At 40.4% G+C, this 21,890-nt stretch carries 16 protein-coding genes and 1 pseudogene; 13 read left to right on the top strand and 4 right to left on the bottom strand.

Annotated features, from left to right (window positions below; all coding sequences use genetic code 11):
* The 7 genes and pseudogenes from QM877_RS06455 to nrdI all read left to right on the top strand — a co-directional run.
* Window positions 1-270: pseudogene (locus QM877_RS06455) on the top strand (hypothetical protein); the annotation flags it as partial.
* A gap of 66 nt (window positions 271-336) precedes the next feature.
* A complete protein-coding gene (locus QM877_RS06450) occupies window positions 337-921 on the top strand; it encodes a DUF2625 family protein (protein WP_414317912.1) in 585 nt (194 codons plus the stop codon).
* 1,093 nt (window positions 922-2,014) lie between these two features.
* The gene (locus QM877_RS06445) at window positions 2,015-2,629 is read left to right on the top strand and encodes a YesL family protein (protein ID WP_414317911.1); all 615 of its coding nucleotides are present in this window, start codon (window positions 2,015-2,017) and stop codon (window positions 2,627-2,629) included.
* Window positions 2,607-4,280: a sensor histidine kinase gene (locus tag QM877_RS06440; RefSeq protein WP_414317910.1), complete on the top strand. Its 1,674-nt coding sequence runs from the start codon at window positions 2,607-2,609 to the stop codon at window positions 4,278-4,280. The genes QM877_RS06445 and QM877_RS06440 overlap by 23 nt, the downstream gene beginning before the upstream one ends.
* Before the next feature lie 2 nt (window positions 4,281-4,282).
* Window positions 4,283-5,569, top strand: a complete 1,287-nt coding sequence (locus QM877_RS06435; protein ID WP_414317909.1) for a response regulator — start codon at window positions 4,283-4,285, stop codon at window positions 5,567-5,569.
* Between the two features lie 61 nt (window positions 5,570-5,630).
* A complete protein-coding gene (locus QM877_RS06430) occupies window positions 5,631-6,164 on the top strand; it encodes an ABC transporter permease (protein WP_414317908.1) in 534 nt (177 codons plus the stop codon).
* A gap of 71 nt (window positions 6,165-6,235) precedes the next feature.
* Entirely contained in the window at window positions 6,236-6,703 is a 468-nt protein-coding gene (nrdI, locus tag QM877_RS06425) for a class Ib ribonucleoside-diphosphate reductase assembly flavoprotein NrdI (RefSeq protein WP_414317907.1), read from the top strand.
* A gap of 316 nt (window positions 6,704-7,019) precedes the next feature.
* Here nrdI and QM877_RS06420 read toward each other — a convergent pair whose 3' ends face one another.
* Entirely contained in the window at window positions 7,020-7,268 is a 249-nt protein-coding gene (locus QM877_RS06420; RefSeq protein ID WP_000084856.1) for a hypothetical protein, read from the bottom strand.
* 537 nt (window positions 7,269-7,805) lie between these two features.
* Window positions 7,806-9,497, bottom strand: a complete 1,692-nt coding sequence (gene argS, locus QM877_RS06415; protein WP_414317906.1) for an arginine--tRNA ligase — start codon at window positions 9,495-9,497, stop codon at window positions 7,806-7,808.
* A gap of 142 nt (window positions 9,498-9,639) precedes the next feature.
* Here argS and argR point away from each other — a divergent pair, with 142 nt between their 5' ends.
* Window positions 9,640-10,086 carry an arginine repressor gene (gene argR / locus QM877_RS06410; RefSeq protein ID WP_001231485.1) on the top strand — a complete coding sequence of 149 codons (447 nt, stop codon included), beginning with the start codon at window positions 9,640-9,642 and terminating at the stop codon, window positions 10,084-10,086.
* Window positions 10,087-10,133: 47 nt separating this feature from the next.
* Window positions 10,134-12,665 (top strand): DNA mismatch repair protein MutS, encoded by a 2,532-nt coding sequence (mutS, locus tag QM877_RS06405; protein WP_414317905.1) that lies wholly within the window; start codon window positions 10,134-10,136, stop codon window positions 12,663-12,665.
* A 41-nt stretch (window positions 12,666-12,706) separates the two neighbouring features.
* Here mutS and QM877_RS06400 read toward each other — a convergent pair whose 3' ends face one another.
* Both QM877_RS06400 and QM877_RS06395 read right to left on the bottom strand, forming a co-directional pair.
* Entirely contained in the window at window positions 12,707-13,165 is a 459-nt protein-coding gene (locus QM877_RS06400; protein WP_414311489.1) for a DUF3021 domain-containing protein, read from the bottom strand.
* Entirely contained in the window at window positions 13,162-13,602 is a 441-nt protein-coding gene (locus tag QM877_RS06395; RefSeq protein ID WP_414311490.1) for a LytTR family DNA-binding domain-containing protein, read from the bottom strand. Before QM877_RS06395 ends, QM877_RS06400 begins: the two co-directional genes overlap by 4 nt.
* A 342-nt stretch (window positions 13,603-13,944) precedes the next feature.
* On the opposite strand from QM877_RS06395, the gene rpsL reads away from it, so the two are divergent.
* The 4 genes from rpsL (at window position 13,945) to QM877_RS06375 (ending at window position 21,872) form a co-directional block, all read left to right on the top strand.
* On the top strand, window positions 13,945-14,361 hold the full coding sequence (rpsL, locus tag QM877_RS06390; protein WP_001142333.1) for a 30S ribosomal protein S12: 417 nt from the start codon (window positions 13,945-13,947) through the stop codon (window positions 14,359-14,361).
* Window positions 14,362-14,380: 19 nt separating this feature from the next.
* Window positions 14,381-14,851, top strand: coding sequence for a 30S ribosomal protein S7 (gene rpsG / locus QM877_RS06385; protein WP_000087876.1), 471 nt, complete (start codon window positions 14,381-14,383; stop codon window positions 14,849-14,851).
* A 431-nt stretch (window positions 14,852-15,282) separates the two neighbouring features.
* Window positions 15,283-17,364: an elongation factor G gene (gene fusA / locus QM877_RS06380; RefSeq protein WP_373115081.1), complete on the top strand. Its 2,082-nt coding sequence runs from the start codon at window positions 15,283-15,285 to the stop codon at window positions 17,362-17,364.
* Window positions 17,365-17,477: 113 nt separating this feature from the next.
* Window positions 17,478-21,872, top strand: coding sequence for a PolC-type DNA polymerase III (locus QM877_RS06375; protein WP_414317904.1), 4,395 nt, complete (start codon window positions 17,478-17,480; stop codon window positions 21,870-21,872).
* Window positions 21,873-21,890 lie beyond the last annotated feature (18 nt).

Genomic DNA, 21,890 nt, shown 5'->3' with positions numbered 1-21,890 from the left:
TTGATGTTCTTGTCTTTAATTCCGAGTAAGTTTGTGATAAAATTTAATTGTTCCATAAGATTCTTTCTAATGATGGTTTGGTCGCTTTTCATTATAGGTCTTATGGGACTTTTTTTCTACAACAAAAAAGGCTCCATAATTCCTATGGTGGTTTTACCCACTACAGAAATTATAGAGCCTTTTAAAAAATGTATTGATTATCTGCAATATCCTGAGAAGTTTGAATTTGTTGATTTAGATAATGAAGTATCTGCGATTGAGCTTCTTTAATGTTGTGCATATAAATAAAAATGAAGCAAGAGTGAAAAATTGAATGGGATAGGGTAGACGAATAAAATGTTAACTACGAAAAAGATTATTGCAGAATTTGATAAAAGTTCTAATGATATTAAATTCCTTGAATTTAACAAAAAACTAACGGATAGTATAGAAAGACCACAAGAACTGAAGTTTATCTTAGAACATTTTTCTTATGTAACTGTGAATGGTTATTTAAAAATCTTGGGGAATGATTCAGAGAATGGATTCAGCTACTGTAATGAATTGTTTTCAAAATGTTATAACTCGAATCGTTGTTTGATAGCTTATGATATCTTGGGTGGTCTATTTGCAATAAATATTGAAAAATTAAATGCAATAGAATATTTCGCTCCCGATACATTAGAATGGGAGGATTTGGAGATAGATTATAAGGACTTTTTATATTGGGTGACGACAAATCAGTTAGACACATTTTATCAAGAACTGATAGTACCAGATTTGTTCACATTAGATTTATCGCTTGAAAAAAATGAAGTTGTTTTGACCTATCCTTTTATTTGGTCAATGGAATACACTCCATCAGGTGCAGCTAGAAAAATAGTTCCCTTTAAAGAATTGTTAGAAATGAATGCTGATTTTTATAGACAGTTAAGGATGTGATAAATAAAGGGTACAATGCATGAAAAAGATATTTGAAATTAGTACATACAGTAAAATAGTATTAAATGGGAAATAATCATTAATGTAAACTGTTATTATTAAAGGCTTCCAAAGCAAAAAGCTTTTTTGTATAAATGTGTATTACGAATGTGTGACTGATAGACAAACATTTAAATATATGATAAACAAAAATAGAAAAAAATTAAAAGGAGAATCCTTATGTCAGTAATTTCATCAGTGGGCCTCACATATTGCTTGATAAAAGAAAAAGGCAAATAGTGTAGATAACAAATCTCACAATGAAATAAGGTCGGGCAAAAAGTCTTTAAAATAAAAGAAAAGCATATTATTAGATGTTTAAAAACCTTGATTTAACGCGATTCTTGAATTTTAAAATTTCGATGTATTGCAATAAAAATTAACCGAAAAACTACATTCTTTGTGAAATAAATTAGATGTTCGGATATATAGAGAAACGCTCTAGACACATTGTCTAGAGCGTTTTTATCTTGTTTTGAAATTACATATTAATTTTACCAACTTGTCATTTATTTGATCAATGTACATTTTGGCAGAAGAAAAGAATACAGGACGAACAAATTCCTGTATTCTTAAAATGACTTAGAACAGATATGTTAATGATACGACTAACATGATTATAGTGCAAATTATTTTTACGATTTTTGCATGTTGTTTGAACAATTTATCAGAGAAAAGACTCAAAATAAGAGCAATCCAAAACACGGTAGTTCTTAAAATAAAAATAGTCATGGTCCATACTCCTGTCGTTATTTTACCAAGCCAATAATTAAGTTGAAGAGTAATTATTTAATCTGAAAATAAGTTTATCTTCTCTGGAAATAACTTTGATCATTAATCGGTATCTCTATCTTTATTATAGTACAAATACCTTTATTAAACAACTATATATACTTATTCATTTGTACACCTTTGACAAGGATGGATGCTTACTTCGGACTTGCTACTAAAAAGGTAGCAAGTTCAACTCTCACTACCTTTTCTATCCTCTTCTTTTTTGAGAGCGCTTGAAATATGTTATAATAGTTCTAGATTATTTTTTTGGAGGCAAACCGTGGGAAATTTTATTGAGCTAGTCTTTCATCGTTTCTTTTTGGGGATGATTGCAACGGCTTATTTTTGGTTATTGACACTAGCAGGAGGTGTGGTTTTTGGTATAGCGCCAGCTAGTGCGACTATCATGAGCTTATTTGCAGAACATGGCTATTCTTACCGTGCCTATGGTTTTAAAGAGGCATGGACTCTTTATAAGAGCAATTTTGTAAAAAGCAATCTCAGTTTCTACACCTTTATGGGACTTGACTTGATCTTGATTTATGGTTTGTATCTCATGATCCAATTGCCGCATCAGACCATTATTCACTTGGCTGCAACCTTTCTAAATATCTTTTTGGTAGCCGTGGTATTTTTGGCTTATACAGTTTCTCTAAAATTGCAAGTTTATTTTGACTTATCCTATCAAAATACCTTAAAGCTTGCCTTTATCGGAATTTTTATGAGCTTGTCAGCAGTGGCTAAAGTTCTTCTTGGTAGCGTCTTGTTAGCCATTATTGGGTTCTATATGCCAGCCCTTATCATTTTTGTAGGGATTGGTATGTGGCATTTCTTTATTAGTGATTTATTGGAGCCTGTTTATGAAAGCATTCATGAAAAATTGGCGTCCAAATAGAATGAAACAATTTTGGCTTCATTCACTCCTTCGAACCTATACTTGGGTGATGATTGTCATCATTGCTAGTTTTGCCCTGTTGATTTCCTATGTGAACTGGGATAGTCGAGAAAAAGAAGCAAGACAGGTTTCCCAGCGGGTTTTGACTCGGACAGTGAGTGAGGTTGAGTATTATTATCGAGAATCAGCGCGTTCAGCCCAAAGTTTAGTAGATAATCAAGCGCGAATCGAGGGAATTTATAAGTATTTTAGCCTCAGTACACCGGATTATTTCTATTGGCAACTGGAGCGTAAAGCCTCACCCTATATTTCGGTATCCATTTATGAAAATATCGATGACCTCTATGTGCGCAATGATTTTGTAACGGGTGTAGCCTTTGTCTTGCAAGACTCGACAGAAGTTTATGTTTCGAAGAGGGACAATCGTAGTGGTTACAAGGTTTCTGCAGATGCCTTTAAGCCAGATGCTAATAGTTTCGCCATTCCTGTATCCGATCCAGTATCGGATCAAGCTCTTGGTGTTATTTATGTCTCTGTATCTTCCGATGTTTTTTATAAGGCTATTGACAATACCAGAGGAAATATCCCAATTGCTGTGAGCATCACCTCTCCTTTTGAAACGGATATGTTTCACCTAGGTGAAAAACGTGATCGAGAGGAATGGTTGCAAGATGAGACTGTTCATGGATATCAGGTGCAGGTTGCAGTTCCGAGGGATTATGTCCTTAGTGGTAGTATCTCTAGTTCGATTTTTATTCTTGCTTTGAGTCTCCTCTTTATCGTTATTTTATATGTAACCTTGAAAAAAACATTTTCGAAGTATCAAACGCAGGTTGTTGATCTAGTGGAAACTATCCATGATATTGCGCAAGGGGAACAAGGTAAAAGAATTGATCTCACGAAAAAAGACCAGGAATTGCTTGTAATCGCTGAGACAACAAATGATATGTTGGATCGATTGGAGAGAAATATCCATGATATTTATCAACTTGAACTGAGTCAAAAAGATGCCAATATGCGCGCCCTACAAGCTCAGATAAATCCACATTTTATGTACAATACTCTGGAGTTTTTGCGGATGTATGCAGTCATGGAAGATCAGAACGAATTGGCAGATATTATCTACGAATTCAGTAGTCTCTTGCGCAACAACATCTCTGATGAGCGAGAAACAACATTAAAGCAAGAAGTGGAATTTTGTCGGAAGTACAGTTATCTCTGTATGGTGCGTTATCCAAAATCCATTGCTTACGGATTTAAAATCGACCCTGGATTGGAAGAAATGCGCATTCCAAAATTCACCCTCCAACCCTTGGTGGAAAATTATTTTGCCCACGGAGTTGATCATCGACGTACAGATAATGTGATTAGTATCAAGGCCTTGAAAAAAGAAGGATATGTCGAAATCTTGGTAACCGATAATGGGCGTGGAATGCCTGATGATAAGCTAGCAGAGATCCAGGATAAATTAGCTCAAAGAACCTTCGAGCATACGGTGGATTATAGTGGGAAACGCCAGTCCATTGGGATTGTCAATGTGCATGAGCGCTTTGTACTCTACTTTGGCGATCGCTATAACATTAGTGTAGAATCAATGGAACACCAAGGTGTTCGTTATCGAATTACTATTCAGGATGAGGAGAAAGGATAAAGATGTATAAAGTACTATTAGTGGACGACGAGTACATGATTACCGAAGGACTCAAGCGTTTGATTCCTTTTGACAAATGGGATATGGAAGTCGTTGCAACAGCCAATCATGCTGACGACGCTCTGAACTACGTACGAGAACATCCCGTAGATATTGTCATTTCTGATGTCAATATGCCTGACAAAACAGGGCTTGAGATGATTGGGGAGATGAAGGAGTTGTTGCCAAATGCTTACTATATCCTCCTTTCAGGCTACCAAGAATTTGACTATGTCAAAAAAGCCATGAATCTCAATGTCGTTGATTATCTGGTCAAACCAGTCGATAAGGTTGAGCTTGAACGCTTGCTTGAAAAGATTGCCAGTCAGCTTGGTGAAAAATCTCATGAGCCAGAAATATTGAGTCAGCAACTAGATGAAGAAGCATTCAAGGCTCATCTCAGCCAAAAAGAAAATTGGTGGATCGGACTTTCCAAGGAACAACAAGGGAATTTTGTCATTCCTTACTACGTTCTGGGGCAAGATTGGCAAATTATCCTTGCAGATCAGGAATTTGAGGGCTTGTTGGTCATGCCTTTTGAGGCACCTTATCAAGTCAACTTTGAAAAGTGGAAGCGTGATGTTGAAAAGACACTCTTTTATGGTTCGGTCAATTTAGATCAGTCTGAAAGTCTCTTTTCTTACTACGAACCCATTTATCGAGTGATCATCCAGGGAAATCTTCAGCAGATTATTGATGAATTGACCTTGCTTGAGAAGATTGTCCTTGAAAATACACCAAGGGTATCCATTACCAAGCAGCTCTTTACTCAGTTTGTTATGGATGTTTTTCATCTCTTTGAGCATTTGAAAGCAGACGACATGACAGATATTGTCAAGAACATCCACGCCATTACAACTTTTGAGGACTTAGTCGCTTATACCAAGGAAACCTTGACATCCTTCTTTGGTCAATATCGCATGAATGAAAATGTAGTTAGCGTGCTCGAGGTCATTGGTAGAGACTACAAAAAAGAACTTTCCCTCAAGGATATCAGCAAGGCTCTCTTTATCAATCCCGTTTATTTGGGTCAGCTAATCAAGAAGGAAACCAATTCCACCTTTGCTGAGCTTCTCAATAAGCAACGAATTAAGGCTGCCCAACAGCTCTTGCTATCTACTAATGATAGTATTGAGGACATTTGCTATACAGTTGGTTACAGTAATGTAGGTTATTTCTATAAGGTTTTTCGAAAACTGTGTGGGAAGTCTCCTAAAGCCTACCGTAAACAGGTGGAAACGAACTTGTAACAGTTGTTCTCCTTCGTAAAATATGCTATAATAATTAAAAAATTATGAGGAGGTTACTTTGATGAAAAAGAAACCAATCTATCTATGGGTATTACTGATTTTATCAGCCTTACTCTCAGCAATGTCACTATTTGGAATCATATCTCCAGTACCTACTGCGGAGGGGATGAGCAATCTAGAAACATCAGCATCAGGTGTTAATGCTACTTATGCTAAGGAGCTCGTTGATTACACCATTAAGGTATCGGAGCATGGCCATTCTGTCTTCAGCATTCTCTTGGTTGTCTTATCTGTTATTCTAGTTGTTGTGGCTTTGGTTTTCCTTATTCGTAAAAACCTTCAATTGGCTAACTACACTTATCTTGCTTATGTCTTCGTTGCCATCGTTGGTTCTATCTACAACTTTATCGGCGTTCAGGATGCGGTTTCACTTTTTACAGATCCTAACATCCGTATGGGAGCGGAGCTTGGTGCCAAAGGTTCAGCCATTTTTGGGATTGTACTAAATGTTATCTTCCTAGCAATCGTCTTCTATAAAATGTGGCGTCAGCAAAAAGAATTGACAGAAACTCAAGAAGAGGAAGAACTTGCCTAAGAGTTGACAAAGCATAACTATCAAGATACAATCTTGGTAGTTATTTTTTATGATTCAAAAAGGAGGAGAAAATGAAAAAAATTTCCTTAGTCTATATCAGTCTGAGCGGAAATACGGAGAGTTTCGTAACACGATTGAAGGCTTACCTATTAGAACAGTATGACAACATTGAAGTAGAAAAAATTCATATTAAAGATTTGGTCAAGGAAGGAGAAGATTTCTTTGAAGTGACCAACCCATACGTGGCTTTTCTACCGACTTATTTAGAAGGTGGCAATGGTGTTGACAATGGAGATGTGGAGATTTTGACCACTCCAGTAGGGGACTTTATCGCTTATGGTGACAATGCCAGCAAATGTTTTGGTGTCGTAGGATCAGGCAATCGTAATTTTAACAACCAATACTGTTTGACGGCTAAACAATACAGCCAACGCTTTGGTTTCCCCGTTCTAGCAGACTTTGAGATGCGTGGAATGCTGGGAGATATCAAGAAGGTCGCAGGGATTATTGCGGAACTCTATGAATTAGAAGCTTTGTAAGAGGTCAGATTTTCTGAGGAAGAGTTTTATTCCATGAATAAAGGATTTACTTCAAAAGGGAATAGTCGAAATGAGTAAATTACAGAGATCATTTTTAAAGTATATAAAACGCAAACCAAGCTTCAAGGAAATTATGCTATGCAGTGCTTTGCTACTCTTAGAGTTCGCTCTGTTGCAGTTCTCCAAGAAATTTCTTGATGAAAGTTTGTCAGCATACGGAACCATGGCATCATTAGGGATTGTTATACTGGTGGGAATTTTAGTTCTCAGGAAAAAATAGAAAAGGACTCGAGAAATACTATCTCGAATCCTTTTTTTATTTTCTGATGTCTTCAACAATTTCCTTTGAAATCATGATTCCCAAACGATATCCTTTATTGATGTAGTCAATGACATCGTTGATGTTTTCTGTTGTTTGAATCTTTTCCTTGATAGTAGCGCGAAAAGATTCATCCTTTAACAGCTGTTCTTGTAGAAGTCTTTGTAGTTTTTCCTTTTCGTATTTGTTGATGAGAAAAAGAGCGACAAGACTGATAACAACTAAAATATAAGCATATTGGCTCATAAAGTCTCTCCCTAAGTGATAAAGAAATTAATAGCAAGAGAAAAGCGAAAAAGATTTTTCGCTTTTCAAGTAATGACAATATAGAAATTAGGCAAGTGATCGCTAATCTAAAATAGTGGATGTAATGCACTCCGCCCCTAGTACCAAATAAAAGTCCGTAGAGGTTTAGGATCGGTTGCTTAGATCGCTCTGCAATTCAGTAACATTAAGATTGCGACATGAACCTAACCAAATCGATGTTATTGTTCAGATAAATTAGTAAAGCGTTTAGGCAAGTCGCCTCATTTACGACGTCGTGGCCCTCTAAAGCGATTATATTTAGAGGCCATGACTAGTGAAGCAGTTAGCTAGTCCGCATAAAAGCGGCTAGCGTCTAACAATTAGGAACTTTAATTTCAGTAACTTGAAGATTACGACGTTTTAGGACATAAATCGATCATATTTATGTCCTAAAACTAGTGAAGCGCCTAGCCAAATCCCTTATAGGATTTGGCGTTAGTTACTTAGATTGCTTTGCAATCAAGTAACTTTGGCGATTTACATCTTCTCTGGTGCTTCTACACCCAACAAACGAAGTGCTTCTTTGAGGACAACTGCAGTTGCATAGCTGAGGGCTAAACGACTGTCGCGTTCTGGACTTTCATCCAAGATGCGAGTGTGAGCGTAATATTTGTTAAAGGCTTGCGCTAAGCTAATTGCAAATTTAGCAATGATAGAAGGTTCAAAGTTATCCGCCGCACGGTTGATAATACGTGGGAAATCTTGGATGAGTTTAATGATTTCCCAACTTTCAGCGTCGTTCAAGCTATAGTTGGCATCTGCTTCAGGTTTGAAATCCGCTTTGCGCAAGATGGATTGGATACGAGCATAGGCGTATTGAACATAAGGACCAGTCTCGCCTTCAAAGGATACCATAGCTTCAAGGTCGAAGTCGTATCCATTTGTACGGTCAGTTTTAAGGTCATAGAATTTAATGGCTCCAACTCCAACAGCATGAGCGACTTGGTCTTTGTTTTCAAGTTCAGGATTTTTGGCTTCGATTTGCGCTTTGGCACGGCTGATGGCTTCTGCGACAGTAGGCTCTAGTAAGATAACATTCCCTTTACGAGTAGAGAGTTTCTTGCCTTCTTTTGTTACCAATCCAAAAGGAACATGGACAATATCTTGACTCCAATCGTAACCCATCTCTTGCAAGACAGCCTTGAGTTGTTTAAAGTGAGCAGATTGTTCTTGACCGACGACATAGATCGATTTAGCAAATTGGTATTCGTTTTTACGGTAAAGGGCAGCGGCCAAGTCACGTGTGATGTAGAGAGTTGCACCGTCAGATTTCTTGATAAGAGCTGGGTGTTCAATTCCATATTTTTCAAGATTAACAACTTGGGCACCTTCTGATTCAACAAGAAGTCCTTTTTCAGAAAGGATATCTACAACTGCATCCATCTTGTCATTGTAGAAGGCTTCCCCGTTGTAGCTGTCAAAGTCAACCTTCAATTCATTGTAAAGGCGGTTAAATTCCACCAAACTTTCATCACGGAACCATTGCCAAAGTGCGAGAGCTTCCTCATCTCCATTTTCAAGTTTACGGAACCATTCGCGTGCTTCTTCATCCAAGCTAGGGTCATTTTCAGCTTCAGCATTGATGCGAACATAGAGTTTAAGAAGTTCATCAATCGGATGAGCTTTTACAGCTTCTTCGTCACCCCATTTTTTGTAGGCAACAATCAGCATCCCAAACTGTTTACCCCAGTCTCCCAAATGGTTGACCTTGACTGTTTGATAACCGATTTTTTGGAAAATATGTGACAAGCTATCTCCGATAACAGTTGAGCGCAGGTGACCAATAGAGAATGGTTTAGCAATATTGGGACTAGACATGTCGATAACAACATTTTCTTGTTTACCAATATTTTGGTCAGCATAGTGTTCTTTTTCAGTGATAACAGCTTGTAATACTTGAGCAGAAATGGCATTTTTATCAAGGAAGAAGTTAACATAAGGTCCAGTAGCGACGACTTTTTCAAAGGCTTGACTATTGATTTTTTCAGCGATATCTGCTGCAATCATTTGTGGAGCTTTTCTCTCAACTTTTGCTAGAGTAAAGGCAGGGAAGGCGATGTCTCCCATGTCAGAGTTTTTTGGTTGTTCTAGTAAATTTAAAATAGCCTCTTGATCCAGGCTATCAATGACGCTAGCCAATTCGCTAGCGATCAATTGTTTTGTATTCATTATAAACTCCTTTGGACTTTTCTTCTATTTTATCACAATTTTGAGGAATGATAAGAATTTTTTTGAAATATTCGGTTTTTTTGGTATAATGTTCTTATTAAATAGTTGTAAAATGTTATAAATATTCAATCGAGAGGATGTTATGAGAAAAAGAGAACGTCATCAGTTGATCAAGCAGATGATCACTGAGGAAAAATTAGGGACTCAAAAAGAAATCCAGGATCGGTTGGAAGCACGCAATGTTTTTGTGACGCAAACGACATTGTCGCGTGACCTTCGCGAACTGGGCTTGACCAAGGTTAAGAAAAATGATAAGGTCTACTACGTACTAGCAAATGAGACAGAGAAGATTGACCTGGTTGAGTTTTTGTCCCATCATTTGGAGGGTGTTGCAAGAGCTGAGTTTACCTTAGTTTTGCACACTAAATTGGGTGAAGCCGCAGTTTTAGCCAATGTTGTCGATGCCAACAAGGATGAATGGATTTTAGGAACAGTTGCGGGTGCCAATACTCTCTTGGTAATCTGCCGAGATCAGCATGTTGCTAAACTCATGGAAGATCGTTTGCTAGATTTGATGAAGGATAGATAAGGTCTTGGGAGTCTCTCTCAAGACTATTTTTAACAAGGAGAGAATGGATGATGACAGAAAAATTATCACCTGGCATGCAACAGTATGTGGATATAAAAAAACAATATCCAGATGCTTTTTTGCTCTTTCGTATGGGTGATTTTTATGAGTTATTTTACGAAGATGCAGTCAATGCTGCCCAGATACTAGAAATTTCACTAACCAGTCGCAATAAGAATGCTGACAATCCTATTCCCATGGCTGGAGTTCCTTATCACTCAGCACAACAGTATATCGATGTTTTAGTTGAGCGTGGCTACAAGGTTGCCATTGCTGAGCAGATGGAGGATCCTAAGCAGGCAGTAGGGGTTGTTAAGCGCGAGGTTGTGCAGGTGATTACCCCTGGTACAGTCGTCGATAGTAGTAAACCAGATAGTCAAAACAACTTTTTGGTGGCCATCGACCGTGACGGTCAGCAATTTGGCTTGGCTTATATGGATCTGGTGACGGGTGATTTCTATGTGACAGGTTTATTAGATTTTACCCTGGTCTGTGGTGAAATTCGAAATCTTAAGGCAAGGGAAGTCGTCATCGGCTATGCCTTAACTGAAGAGGAAGAACAGATTCTCGGCCGTCAAATGAATTTGGTACTTTCCTACGAGCAAGAATCATTTGAAGACATCCATCTGCTGGATCCACGCTTGGCGCCTGTTGAACAAGCTGCCAGCAGTAAGCTTCTTCAGTATGTTCATCGGACTCAGATGAGAGAGTTGAATCACTTGAAGCCAGTTGTCCGTTATGAAATTAAGGATTTCTTGCAGATGGATTTTGCAACCAAGGCTAGTTTAGATCTAGTAGAAAATGCTCGTTCTGGCAAGAAACAAGGGAGCCTTTTCTGGTTGTTAGATGAAACCAAGACTGCCATGGGAATGCGTCTCCTACGCTCTTGGATTCATCGCCCCTTGATTGACAAGGATCGTATCCTTGAACGTCAGGAGGTTGTACAGGTCTTTCTGGATTATTTCTTTGAACGTAGTGATTTGACGGAAAGTCTAAAGGGAGTCTACGATATCGAGCGTCTGGCAAGTCGAGTATCTTTTGGGAAAAGCAATCCCAAGGATCTTTTGCAATTAGCGACTACCTTGGCCAGTGTTCCACGAATTCGAGCAATTTTAGAAGGAATGGAGCAACCAGCTCTCGCCTATCTTATCGCACAACTCGATGCTATCCCTGAGTTGGAAAGTCTTATTAGCGCAGCTATTGCGCCTGAAGCTCCTCACGTGATTACCGAAGGTGGTATTATTCGAACGGGCTTTGATGAAACCTTGGACAAGTATCGTCGGGTGCTTAGAGAAGGAACCAGCTGGATTGCTGAAATTGAGGCTAAGGAAAGAGAAAACTCTGGCATCAGTACGCTCAAGATTGATTACAATAAAAAGGATGGCTACTATTTCCATGTCACAAACTCGCAACTAGGAAATGTACCAGCCCACTTTTTCCGTAAGGCTACGCTGAAAAATTCAGAACGCTTTGGGACAGAGGAGTTGGCGCGTATCGAAGGTGAGATGCTAGAAGCGCGTGAGAAGTCAGCCAGCCTTGAATATGAAATCTTTATGCGTATCCGTGAAGAAGTTGGTAAGTATATCCAACGTCTACAAGCCCTGGCCCAAGGAATCGCTACTGTCGATGTCTTACAAGGACTAGCGGTAGTAGCAGAAAATCAGCACTTGATCCGTCCAGAGTTTGGTCAGGATTCGCGAATTGACATTCAAAAAGGTCGTCACGCTGTCGTTGAGAAGGTCATGGGAGCCCAGACCTATATTCCCAACAGTATCCAAATGGATGAAGATACTAGCATCCAACTGATTACAGGGCCTAACATGAGCGGGAAGTCAACCTATATGCGTCAGCTAGCTATGACAGCAGTCATGGCTCAGATGGGTTCTTATGTACCGGCAGAACGTGCTCACTTGCCAATTTTTGATGCAATTTTTACCCGTATCGGGGCAGCAGATGACTTGGTTTCAGGCCAGTCCACCTTTATGGTCGAGATGATGGAGGCCAATAATGCCATTGCGCATGCGACTGAGAATTCTCTCATTCTCTTTGATGAGCTTGGACGCGGAACGGCAACTTATGATGGCATGGCCTTGGCCCAGGCAATTATCGAGTATATTCATGAACATATCGGAGCCAAGACTCTCTTTGCAACTCACTACCATGAATTGACCAGCTTAGAATCTAGTCTTGAACATCTAGTTAATGTTCACGTGGCTACGCTTGAGCAAAATGGTCAGGTCACTTTCCTTCATAAGATTGAACCAGGTCCAGCAGACAAATCATACGGTATTCACGTTGCCAAGATTGCAGGTTTGCCAGCAGACTTACTAGCAAGGGCAGATGCGATTTTAACTCAATTAGAAAGCCAGGGTCAGGAAAGTCCAATTCCTACCAAACAAAATACTGTCAATGAGCAGATGTCGCTTTTTGATGAAAAAGAAGAAAATCCAATCCTGACAGAGTTGGCAAATATAGATGTTTACAATATAACACCTATGCAAGCCATGAATCTCTTGTTAGAGCTGAAGCAAAAATTATAAGTTAAAAACCCACTCCGTTTTGTGAGTGGGTTTCTTGTATATTAGTGTTTTTGAGACAATAGTTGATTGATGTGTGCAACTTTTTTAGATTCTCTCTTGTAGAGAACAATCCAGATGATGAAGTAGACGATTGCAAACTCTGGGATGAGTTGAAGGATGAAAGTCCAGTGAAGCGGGAACCATCCTGCTAGGATTGCTAGAGGTACAAAACCTAGCAACATAAGGAAGAAGTGAGTGACAGTCGCACGAAGAAGGCTCCAATCTTGAGCGAATAGACGACCGCCAAAACTAAAGAGGACTCCAATCGCTGCCCAGATAAGCAGACAGTAAAGTAAGACGAGTGATCCATGCACCTGATGTTGGGTCATGAATTGACCAATCAAAGAGTTGGGGCTGAGAGGTGCGTAGTTGCTTGGTGAGTGGATAAAAGAAAAGATAATAGATAGGATGAGGCCGATGAGGATACCAGTTGTGGCATCGTGAAATACTTGTTTTTTCATAGTTCTAATTTCTCCTTAATAGCTTTGAGGTAACGGCGAGATGAGTAGGTGAAACTGTCGTTTTTAAGATAAATTTCAATCAAGCCGTTAGAGGTTAGTTTAAGATGACTGATAGCGTCGATGTTGACAATTTCCGATTGGGAAATTTGGATAAAGGAAGCAGGTAGAATTTCACTTGCTTGGTAAAGACGAATGTCGAGCGCATAGGTTTGGCTATCCGTTTCAGCTAAGACTTTGCGATTTTCAATATATATACGTTGAATCTTACTAATCTGAATCAAGTAGACCTGGTCTTGGAATTTTCCTTTAAGAGTTTCTTTTTGATCCAGTGATTGAACAAAGTCTTGAACTTTTTGAACTCTAGGGGACAAAGATGGTGCCTCTATGATGACTTGTTCTTCGGCGTATTGTTGATCAATGTCAAGTCTGACTTTCATAATTTCTCCTTTATAAAATTGTAATAGAGATCTCTTACTTACAAATCTATTAAACACCATTTTCTTGACAAATACAAGGTCGCTTGTCTAAGTGGTTGGTTGAAGAGCCTATCTGGTAGGTGATCGTTTTCATAGAATTTTTAGAGTAAAGAAGTCAAAAAATAGGAAGAAATATATTGACAAAAATAGAAAAAACGTGGTACAATAATAGACGGTACTTTTTACTTTTGGTCTCTCAAGAGTGTACAGGGACGTGCTGACAAATGTTGCAAAAGTACACACAGATGATAGCTGTCACCAAGTGTATCATCACCAAAAATAAAAAAACACAGGAGAATGTAGATGCCTACAATTAACCAATTGGTTCGCAAACCGCGTAAATCAAAAGTAGAAAAATCTAAATCACCAGCTTTGAACGTTGGTTACAACAGTCATAAAAAAGTTCAAACAAACGTTTCTTCACCACAAAAACGTGGTGTTGCAACTCGTGTTGGAACAATGACACCTAAAAAACCTAACTCTGCCCTTCGTAAATTTGCTCGTGTACGTTTGAGCAACCTTATCGAAGTTACTGCCTACATCCCAGGTATCGGACACAACTTGCAAGAGCACAGTGTGGTGCTTCTTCGCGGTGGACGTGTAAAAGACCTTCCAGGGGTACGTTACCATATCGTCCGTGGTGCACTTGATACTGCAGGTGTTAACGATCGTAAACAAGGCCGTTCTAAATACGGTACTAAACGTCCGAAAAAAGCATAAGGAAAGGGGATGAAGAGAAATGAGTCGTAAAAATAGAGCTCCAAAACGTGACGTATTGCCAGATCCGCTTTACAATTCACAATTAGTTACTCGTCTTATCAACCGCGTTATGCTTGACGGTAAACGTGGTACAGCTGCTTCAATCGTTTACGGTGCTTTTGAACAAATCAAAGAAGTTACTGGTAACGATGCACTTGAAGTATTTGAAACAGCTATGGAAAACATCATGCCTGTACTTGAAGTACGTGCACGTCGTGTTGGTGGTTCTAACTACCAAGTCCCAGTTGAAGTTCGTCCAGAACGTCGTACAACACTTGGACTTCGTTGGTTGGTAACAATCGCTCGCCTTCGTGGTGAACACACAATGCAAGACCGTCTTGCAAAAGAAATCTTGGATGCTGCTAACAACACTGGTGCAGCAGTTAAGAAACGTGAAGACACTCACCGTATGGCTGAAGCTAACCGTGCCTTCGCACACTTCCGTTGGTAATATAGGATGCGAAAGCGTTAAGAAAGTCCCAGAGAAAATAGGGAATCGAAGCAGGTTGCGATTGCAACCAATGAGATTCATCTTTTTCTCCAGACTTTTAGCTTGAGCTCAACTAGATTATGATACCAAGAGCGGTAAAGACCCAAGGCAAAAATAGGAAACTGATACAGTGTTCCGTGAACACAAAGCAGTTTATCTTTTTTGCACCGGGCCTCGCTCGGGTTCAAATCAGTTAACTTGAGCTTTTAGCCCGGGTTCAATTGAGCTAATATCGGCTAATTAACTATAGCCCAAGTTCAATTCAACTTATCTACAAGTTGAAACCAACAATAACATGAAAACATTGAGAACGGGTGGGTCCTGCCTATCCGTTTTTATTGAAATCGTGTTATAATAGAATAGAAATAAAAAATATAGGAGAAACAAACCTCATGGCACGCGAATTTTCACTTGAAAAAACTCGTAATATCGGTATCATGGCTCACGTCGATGCTGGTAAAACAACTACAACTGAGCGTATCCTTTACTACACTGGTAAAATCCATAAAATCGGTGAAACTCACGAAGGTGCGTCACAAATGGACTGGATGGAGCAAGAGCAAGAACGTGGTATCACTATCACATCTGCTGCGACAACAGCTCAATGGAATAACCACCGCGTAAACATCATCGACACACCAGGACACGTGGACTTCACAATCGAAGTACAACGTTCTCTTCGTGTATTGGACGGTGCGGTTACAGTTCTTGACTCACAATCAGGTGTTGAGCCTCAAACTGAAACAGTTTGGCGTCAAGCAACTGAGTACGGAGTTCCTCGTATCGTATTTGCCAACAAAATGGACAAAATCGGTGCTGACTTCCTTTACTCAGTAAGCACACTTCACGATCGTCTTCAAGCAAATGCACACCCAATTCAATTGCCAATCGGTGCTGAAGATGACTTCCGTGGGATCATCGACTTGATCAAGATGAAAGCTGAAATCTATACTAACGACCTTGGTACAGATATCCTTGAAGAAGATATTCCAGCTGAATACCTTGACCAAGCTCAAGAATACCGTGAAAAATTGATCGAAGCAGTTGCTGAAACTGACGAAGAATTGATGATGAAATACCTCGAAGGTGAAGAAATCACTAACGAAGAATTGAAAGCTGGTATCCGTAAAGCGACTATCAACGTTGAATTCTTCCCAGTATTGTGTGGTTCTGCCTTCAAGAACAAAGGTGTTCAATTGATGCTTGATGCGGTTATCGACTACCTTCCAAGCCCACTTGACATCCCAGCGATCAAAGGTATCAACCCAGATACAGAAGAAGAAGAAACTCGTCCAGCATCTGATGAAGAGCCATTTGCAGCTCTTGCCTTCAAGATCATGACTGACCCATTCGTAGGTCGTTTGACATTCTTCCGTGTTTACTCAGGTGTTCTTCAATCAGGTTCATACGTATTGAACACTTCTAAAGGTAAACGTGAACGTATCGGACGTATTCTTCAAATGCACGCTAACAGCCGTCAAGAAATCGACACTGTTTACTCAGGTGATATCGCTGCTGCCGTTGGTTTGAAAGACACTACAACTGGTGACTCATTGACAGATGAAAAAGCTAAAATCATCCTTGAGTCAATCAACGTTCCAGAACCAGTTATCCAATTGATGGTTGAACCTAAATCAAAAGCAGACCAAGACAAGATGGGTATCGCCCTTCAAAAATTGGCTGAAGAAGATCCAACATTCCGCGTTGAAACTAACGTTGAAACTGGTGAAACAGTTATCTCTGGTATGGGTGAGCTTCACCTTGACGTCCTTGTTGACCGTATGCGTCGTGAGTTCAAAGTTGAAGCGAACGTAGGTGCTCCTCAAGTATCTTACCGTGAAACATTCCGCGCTTCTACTCAAGCACGTGGATTCTTCAAACGTCAGTCTGGTGGTAAAGGTCAGTTCGGTGATGTATGGATTGAATTTACTCCAAACGAAGAAGGAAAAGGATTCGAATTCGAAAACGCAATCGTCGGTGGTGTGGTTCCTCGTGAATTTATCCCAGCGGTTGAAAAAGGTTTGGTAGAATCTATGGCTAACGGTGTTCTTGCTGGTTACCCAATGGTTGACGTTAAAGCTAAGCTTTACGATGGTTCATACCACGATGTCGACTCATCTGAAACTGCCTTCAAGATCGCTGCATCTCTTGCACTTAAAGAAGCTGCTAAGACTGCACAACCAGCTATCCTTGAACCAATGATGCTTGTAACAATCACTGTTCCAGAAGAAAACCTTGGTGATGTTATGGGTCACGTAACTGCTCGTCGTGGACGTGTAGATGGTATGGAAGCACACGGTAACAGCCAAATCGTTCGTGCTTACGTTCCACTTGCTGAAATGTTCGGTTACGCAACAGTTCTTCGTTCTGCATCACAAGGACGTGGTACATTCATGATGGTATTCGACCACTACGAAGATGTACCTAAGTCAGTACAAGAAGAAATCATTAAGAAAAACAAAGGTGAAGAATAATTCACCGTCACTTTAAAAGAAGTCACTTTGTGGCTTCTTTTTCTGTTTGGTAGAAATAGGTAAAAGTGCCTCAAATATGGTAAAATAGAAGGAGTATATTGTGAGGAAAATGGATGTCAACCACTTTTGAAATTTTAATGAATCAGTTGGGAATCCCCGCTGAAATGAGAAATCATGAGGCCTTCTCTAAGGCTGAAATAGAACAAGTTATTGTTCATAAACGAAGCAAAGTTTGGGAGTTTCATTTTGTTTTTGAAAATATCTTGCCTTTTGAACTTTTTCTAGAGTTGAAAAGAGGCTTGAAAGAAGAATTCTCAAAAACGGGAAATCAGGCTAGTTTTGAGATAAAAACGAGAAATCAGGAATTTTCTAGAGAACTTTTACAAGCCTACTATCGAGAGGCTTTTTCGGATGGTCCTTGCGCTAGTCAAGGTTTTCGTTCTATATATCAGAATTTTCAGGTTCGCTTTGAAAATGACCAGTTGATTATTGAAGCTTCTGAAGCGGCAGATACAGAGCATTTTAGAAAAAATCATCTGCCAAATCTTAGCAAACAGTTGGAACTTTTTGGCTTTCCTAAATTATCCTGCATTTTAGAAAAAAATGAAGAACTCACGAGGGAAGAGCAAGAGGCCTTTCAGACGGAAAATCAAATGATTATCCAAGCTGCCAATGAAGAAACACTTCGGGCTATGGAACAATTGGAACAGATGGCGCCACCACCTCCAGTAGAGGATAAGCCTGTCTTTGATTTTCAAGCCAAGAAGGCAGCTGCTAAGCCTAAACTTGACAAGGCAGAAATTACTCCAATGATTGAGGTTAATACTGAGGAAAACCGTCTGGTTTTTGAAGGAGTCGTCTTTGATGTTGAGCAGAAGGTGACTAGAACAGGTCGTGTCTTGATTAACTTCAAGATGACTGACTATACTTCTAGCTTCTCTATGCAAAAATGGGTCAAAAATGAAGAAGAAGCCCAAAAATTTGACATGATCAAGAAAAATTCTTGGCTCCGTGTTCGTGGGAATGTTGAGGTCAATAATTTCACGCGAGACTTAACCATGAATGTGCAAGATGTACAGGAAGTTGTCCATTATGAACGTAAAGACTTGATGCCAGAGGGAGAACGTCGTGTTGAGTTCCATGCGCACACCAACATGTCGACCATGGATGCTCTTCCAGAAGTTGAAGAACTCGTTGCGAAAGCAGCTAAATGGGGACACAAGGCGGTAGCAATCACGGACCATGGGAATGTTCAATCTTTCCCTCATGGCTATAAGGCGGCTAAGAAAGCTGGCATCCAGCTGATCTATGGGATGGAAGCCAATATCGTTGAAGACCGTGTTTCTATCGTCTATAACGAAGTGGAGATGGATTTGTCTGAAGCAACCTATGTAGTCTTTGACGTGGAAACGACAGGACTTTCAGCTATCTATAATGACTTGATTCAGGTGGCGGCTTCCAAGATGTATAAGGGGAATATCGTCGCTGAATTTGATGAATTTATCAATCCTGGCCACCCTTTATCAGCCTTTACTACGGAATTGACAGGAATTACGGATGATCATGTAAAAAATGCAAAACCCTTGGTTCAAGTTCTGAAAGAATTCCAAGAATTTTGTAAGGATATCGTTCTTGTCGCCCACAATGCAACCTTTGATGTTGGCTTTATGAATGCCAACTATGAACGTCATGGCCTGCCAAAAATCACTCAGCCCGTCATCGATACGCTAGAATTCGCAAGAAATCTCTATCCTGAGTATAAACGTCATGGTCTAGGACCTTTGACTAAACGTTTTGGTGTTGCCCTAGAACACCATCACATGGCCAACTACGATGCGGAAGCAACTGGCCGTCTGCTCTTTATCTTTATCAAGGAAGTAGCAGAAAAACATGGTGTGACAGATTTGGCACGATTAAACCTTGATTTAATCAGTCCAGATTCTTATAAAAAAGCTCGCGTCAAGCATGCGACCATTTATGTAAAAAATCAAGTAGGCTTGAAAAACATCTTTAAGCTGGTTTCTCTGTCAAATACCCAGTATTTTGAAGGAGTACCACGGATTCCACGTACGGTACTGGATGCCCATCGAGAAGGCTTAATCTTGGGATCCGCTTGTACGGAAGGTGAAGTCTTTGATGCAGTTGTATCACAAGGTGTAGATGCAGCGGTCGAAGTTGCTAAATACTATGACTTTATCGAGGTGATGCCTCCAGCTATCTATGCACCTCTGATTGCCAAAGAGCAGGTCAAGGACATGGAGGAACTCCAGACCATAATCAAGAGCCTGATAGAGGTTGGAGATCGCCTTGGGAAACCCGTTCTTGCGACAGGAAATGTCCACTATCTCGAACCCGAGGATGAGATTTATCGTGAAATCATCGTGCGAAGTCTAGGTCAGGGAGCTATGATTAACCGAACGATCGGCCATGGAGAAGCTGCCCAACCAGCTCCGCTACCAAAGGCGCATTTTAGAACAACCAATGAAATGTTGGATGAGTTTGCCTTTCTAGGGGAAGACTTGGCTCGCAAGATTGTTATTGAAAATACCAATGCCTTGGCAGAAATCTTTGAACCTGTGGAGGTTGTAAAGGGTGATTTATACACACCTTTCATTGACAAAGCCGAAGAAACAGTTGCTGAATTAACCTATAAAAAAGCCTTTGAAATCTATGGAAATCCACTCCCAGATATCGTTGATTTACGGATTGAAAAAGAATTGACTTCTATCCTGGGGAATGGTTTCGCTGTGATATATCTGGCTTCACAGATGCTAGTACACCGTTCCAACGAACGAGGTTACTTGGTTGGTTCCCGTGGTTCTGTTGGTTCTAGTTTCGTTGCGACCATGATTGGGATTACCGAGGTTAATCCGCTCTCGCCTCACTATGTCTGTGGTCAGTGTCAGTATAGTGAGTTTATCACGGATGGTTCCTACGGTTCAGGATTTGATATGCCAAATAAAGACTGTCCAAACTGTGGCCACAAGCTCAGCAAGAATGGACAGGATATTCCTTTCGAGACCTTCCTTGGTTTTGACGGGGACAAGGTACCCGATATTGACTTGAACTTCTCGGGTGAGGATCAGCCGAGCGCCCACTTGGATGTACGTGATATCTTTGGGGAAGAATATGCTTTCCGTGCAGGAACGGTAGGTACGGTGGCTGCTAAAACAGCTTATGGATTTGTCAAGGGTTACGAGCGTGACTATGGCAAGTTCTACCGTGAAGCTGAAGTAGAGCGCCTAGCCCAAGGAGCTGCTGGTGTTAAACGGACGACCGGTCAGCACCCAGGGGGAATCGTTGTTATCCCTAACTATATGGATGTCTATGATTTTACACCAGTACAGTATCCTGCAGATGATGTAACTGCTGAATGGCAGACCACTCACTTTAACTTCCACGATATCGATGAGAACGTCCTCAAGCTCGATGTCCTGGGTCATGATGATCCGACCATGATTCGGAAACTTCAGGACTTGTCAGGCATTGATCCAAATGATATCCCTATGGATGATCCTGGTGTCATGGCCCTTTTCTCAGGTACAGATATTCTGGGAGTGACGCCTGATCAAATCGGGACTTCAACTGGTATGCTTGGAATTCCAGAGTTTGGAACTAACTTTGTTCGAGGCATGGTGGATGAAACCCATCCGACGACCTTTGCGGAGTTGCTTCAGCTTTCTGGTCTGTCTCACGGTACCGACGTTTGGTTGGGAAATGCCCAAGACTTGATTAAGGCTGGAATTGCGGACCTGTCAACCGTTATCGGATGTCGGGATGATATCATGGTTTACCTCATGCACGCTGGTCTAGATCCAAAGATGGCCTTTACTATCATGGAGCGTGTACGTAAGGGATTGTGGCTCAAAATCTCTGAAGAAGAGCGCAACGGTTATATCGAAGCTATGAAGGCCAACAATGTGCCTGAGTGGTATATCGAATCTTGTGGGAAAATTAAGTACATGTTCCCTAAAGCCCATGCGGCAGCCTACGTTATGATGGCCTTGCGTGTAGCCTACTTCAAGGTTCACCATCCAATTTATTATTATTGTGCTTACTTTTCCATCCGTGCCAAGGCCTTTGATATCAAGACCATGGGGGCAGGCTTGGATGCTATCAAGCGCAAGATGCAAGAAATTGCTGAAAAACGAAAGAACAATGAAGCTTCCAACGTAGAAATTGACCTTTACACAACACTTGAAATCGTCAATGAGATGTGGGAACGTGGCTTTAAGTTCGGCAAATTGGACCTCTACCGCAGTGATGCGACCGAATTCATCATCGATGGAGACACCCTCATCCCACCGTTTGTCGCTATGGATGGTCTTGGAGAGAACGTTGCCAAGCAATTGGTGCGAGCTCGTCAAGAAGGTGAGTTCCTTTCTAAAACAGAACTCCGCAAGCGTGGTGGACTTTCCTCAACTTTAGTTGAAAAGATGGATGAAATGGGAATTCTGGGCAATATGCCAGAGGACAACCAGTTGAGTCTGTTTGATGATTTGTTTTAATAGTTTGCAATGTCTTGT

The sequence above is a fragment of the Streptococcus infantis genome (genome assembly GCF_047463655.1).
Classification (GTDB): Bacteria; Bacillota; Bacilli; order Lactobacillales; family Streptococcaceae; genus Streptococcus; species Streptococcus infantis_Z.
This window is presented reverse-complemented; position numbering and strand designations above follow the sequence as displayed.

Coding starts and splice junctions, on each gene's coding strand:
- QM877_RS06450 (WP_414317912.1), top strand. CDS start 337: ATGTTAACTACGAAAAAGATTATTGCAGAATTTGATAAAAGTTCTAAT.
- QM877_RS06440 (WP_414317910.1), top strand. CDS start 2,607: ATGAAAAATTGGCGTCCAAATAGAATGAAACAATTTTGGCTTCATTCA.
- QM877_RS06435 (WP_414317909.1), top strand. CDS start 4,283: ATGTATAAAGTACTATTAGTGGACGACGAGTACATGATTACCGAAGGA.
- QM877_RS06430 (WP_414317908.1), top strand. CDS start 5,631: ATGAAAAAGAAACCAATCTATCTATGGGTATTACTGATTTTATCAGCC.
- nrdI (WP_414317907.1), top strand. CDS start 6,236: ATGAAAAAAATTTCCTTAGTCTATATCAGTCTGAGCGGAAATACGGAG.
- QM877_RS06420 (WP_000084856.1), bottom strand. CDS start 7,268: ATGAGCCAATATGCTTATATTTTAGTTGTTATCAGTCTTGTCGCTCTT.
- argS (WP_414317906.1), bottom strand. CDS start 9,497: ATGAATACAAAACAATTGATCGCTAGCGAATTGGCTAGCGTCATTGAT.
- argR (WP_001231485.1), top strand. CDS start 9,640: ATGAGAAAAAGAGAACGTCATCAGTTGATCAAGCAGATGATCACTGAG.
- mutS (WP_414317905.1), top strand. CDS start 10,134: ATGATGACAGAAAAATTATCACCTGGCATGCAACAGTATGTGGATATA.
- QM877_RS06400 (WP_414311489.1), bottom strand. CDS start 13,165: ATGAAAAAACAAGTATTTCACGATGCCACAACTGGTATCCTCATCGGC.
- QM877_RS06395 (WP_414311490.1), bottom strand. CDS start 13,602: ATGAAAGTCAGACTTGACATTGATCAACAATACGCCGAAGAACAAGTC.
- rpsL (WP_001142333.1), top strand. CDS start 13,945: ATGCCTACAATTAACCAATTGGTTCGCAAACCGCGTAAATCAAAAGTA.
- rpsG (WP_000087876.1), top strand. CDS start 14,381: ATGAGTCGTAAAAATAGAGCTCCAAAACGTGACGTATTGCCAGATCCG.
- fusA (WP_373115081.1), top strand. CDS start 15,283: ATGGCACGCGAATTTTCACTTGAAAAAACTCGTAATATCGGTATCATG.
- QM877_RS06375 (WP_414317904.1), top strand. CDS start 17,478: ATGTCAACCACTTTTGAAATTTTAATGAATCAGTTGGGAATCCCCGCT.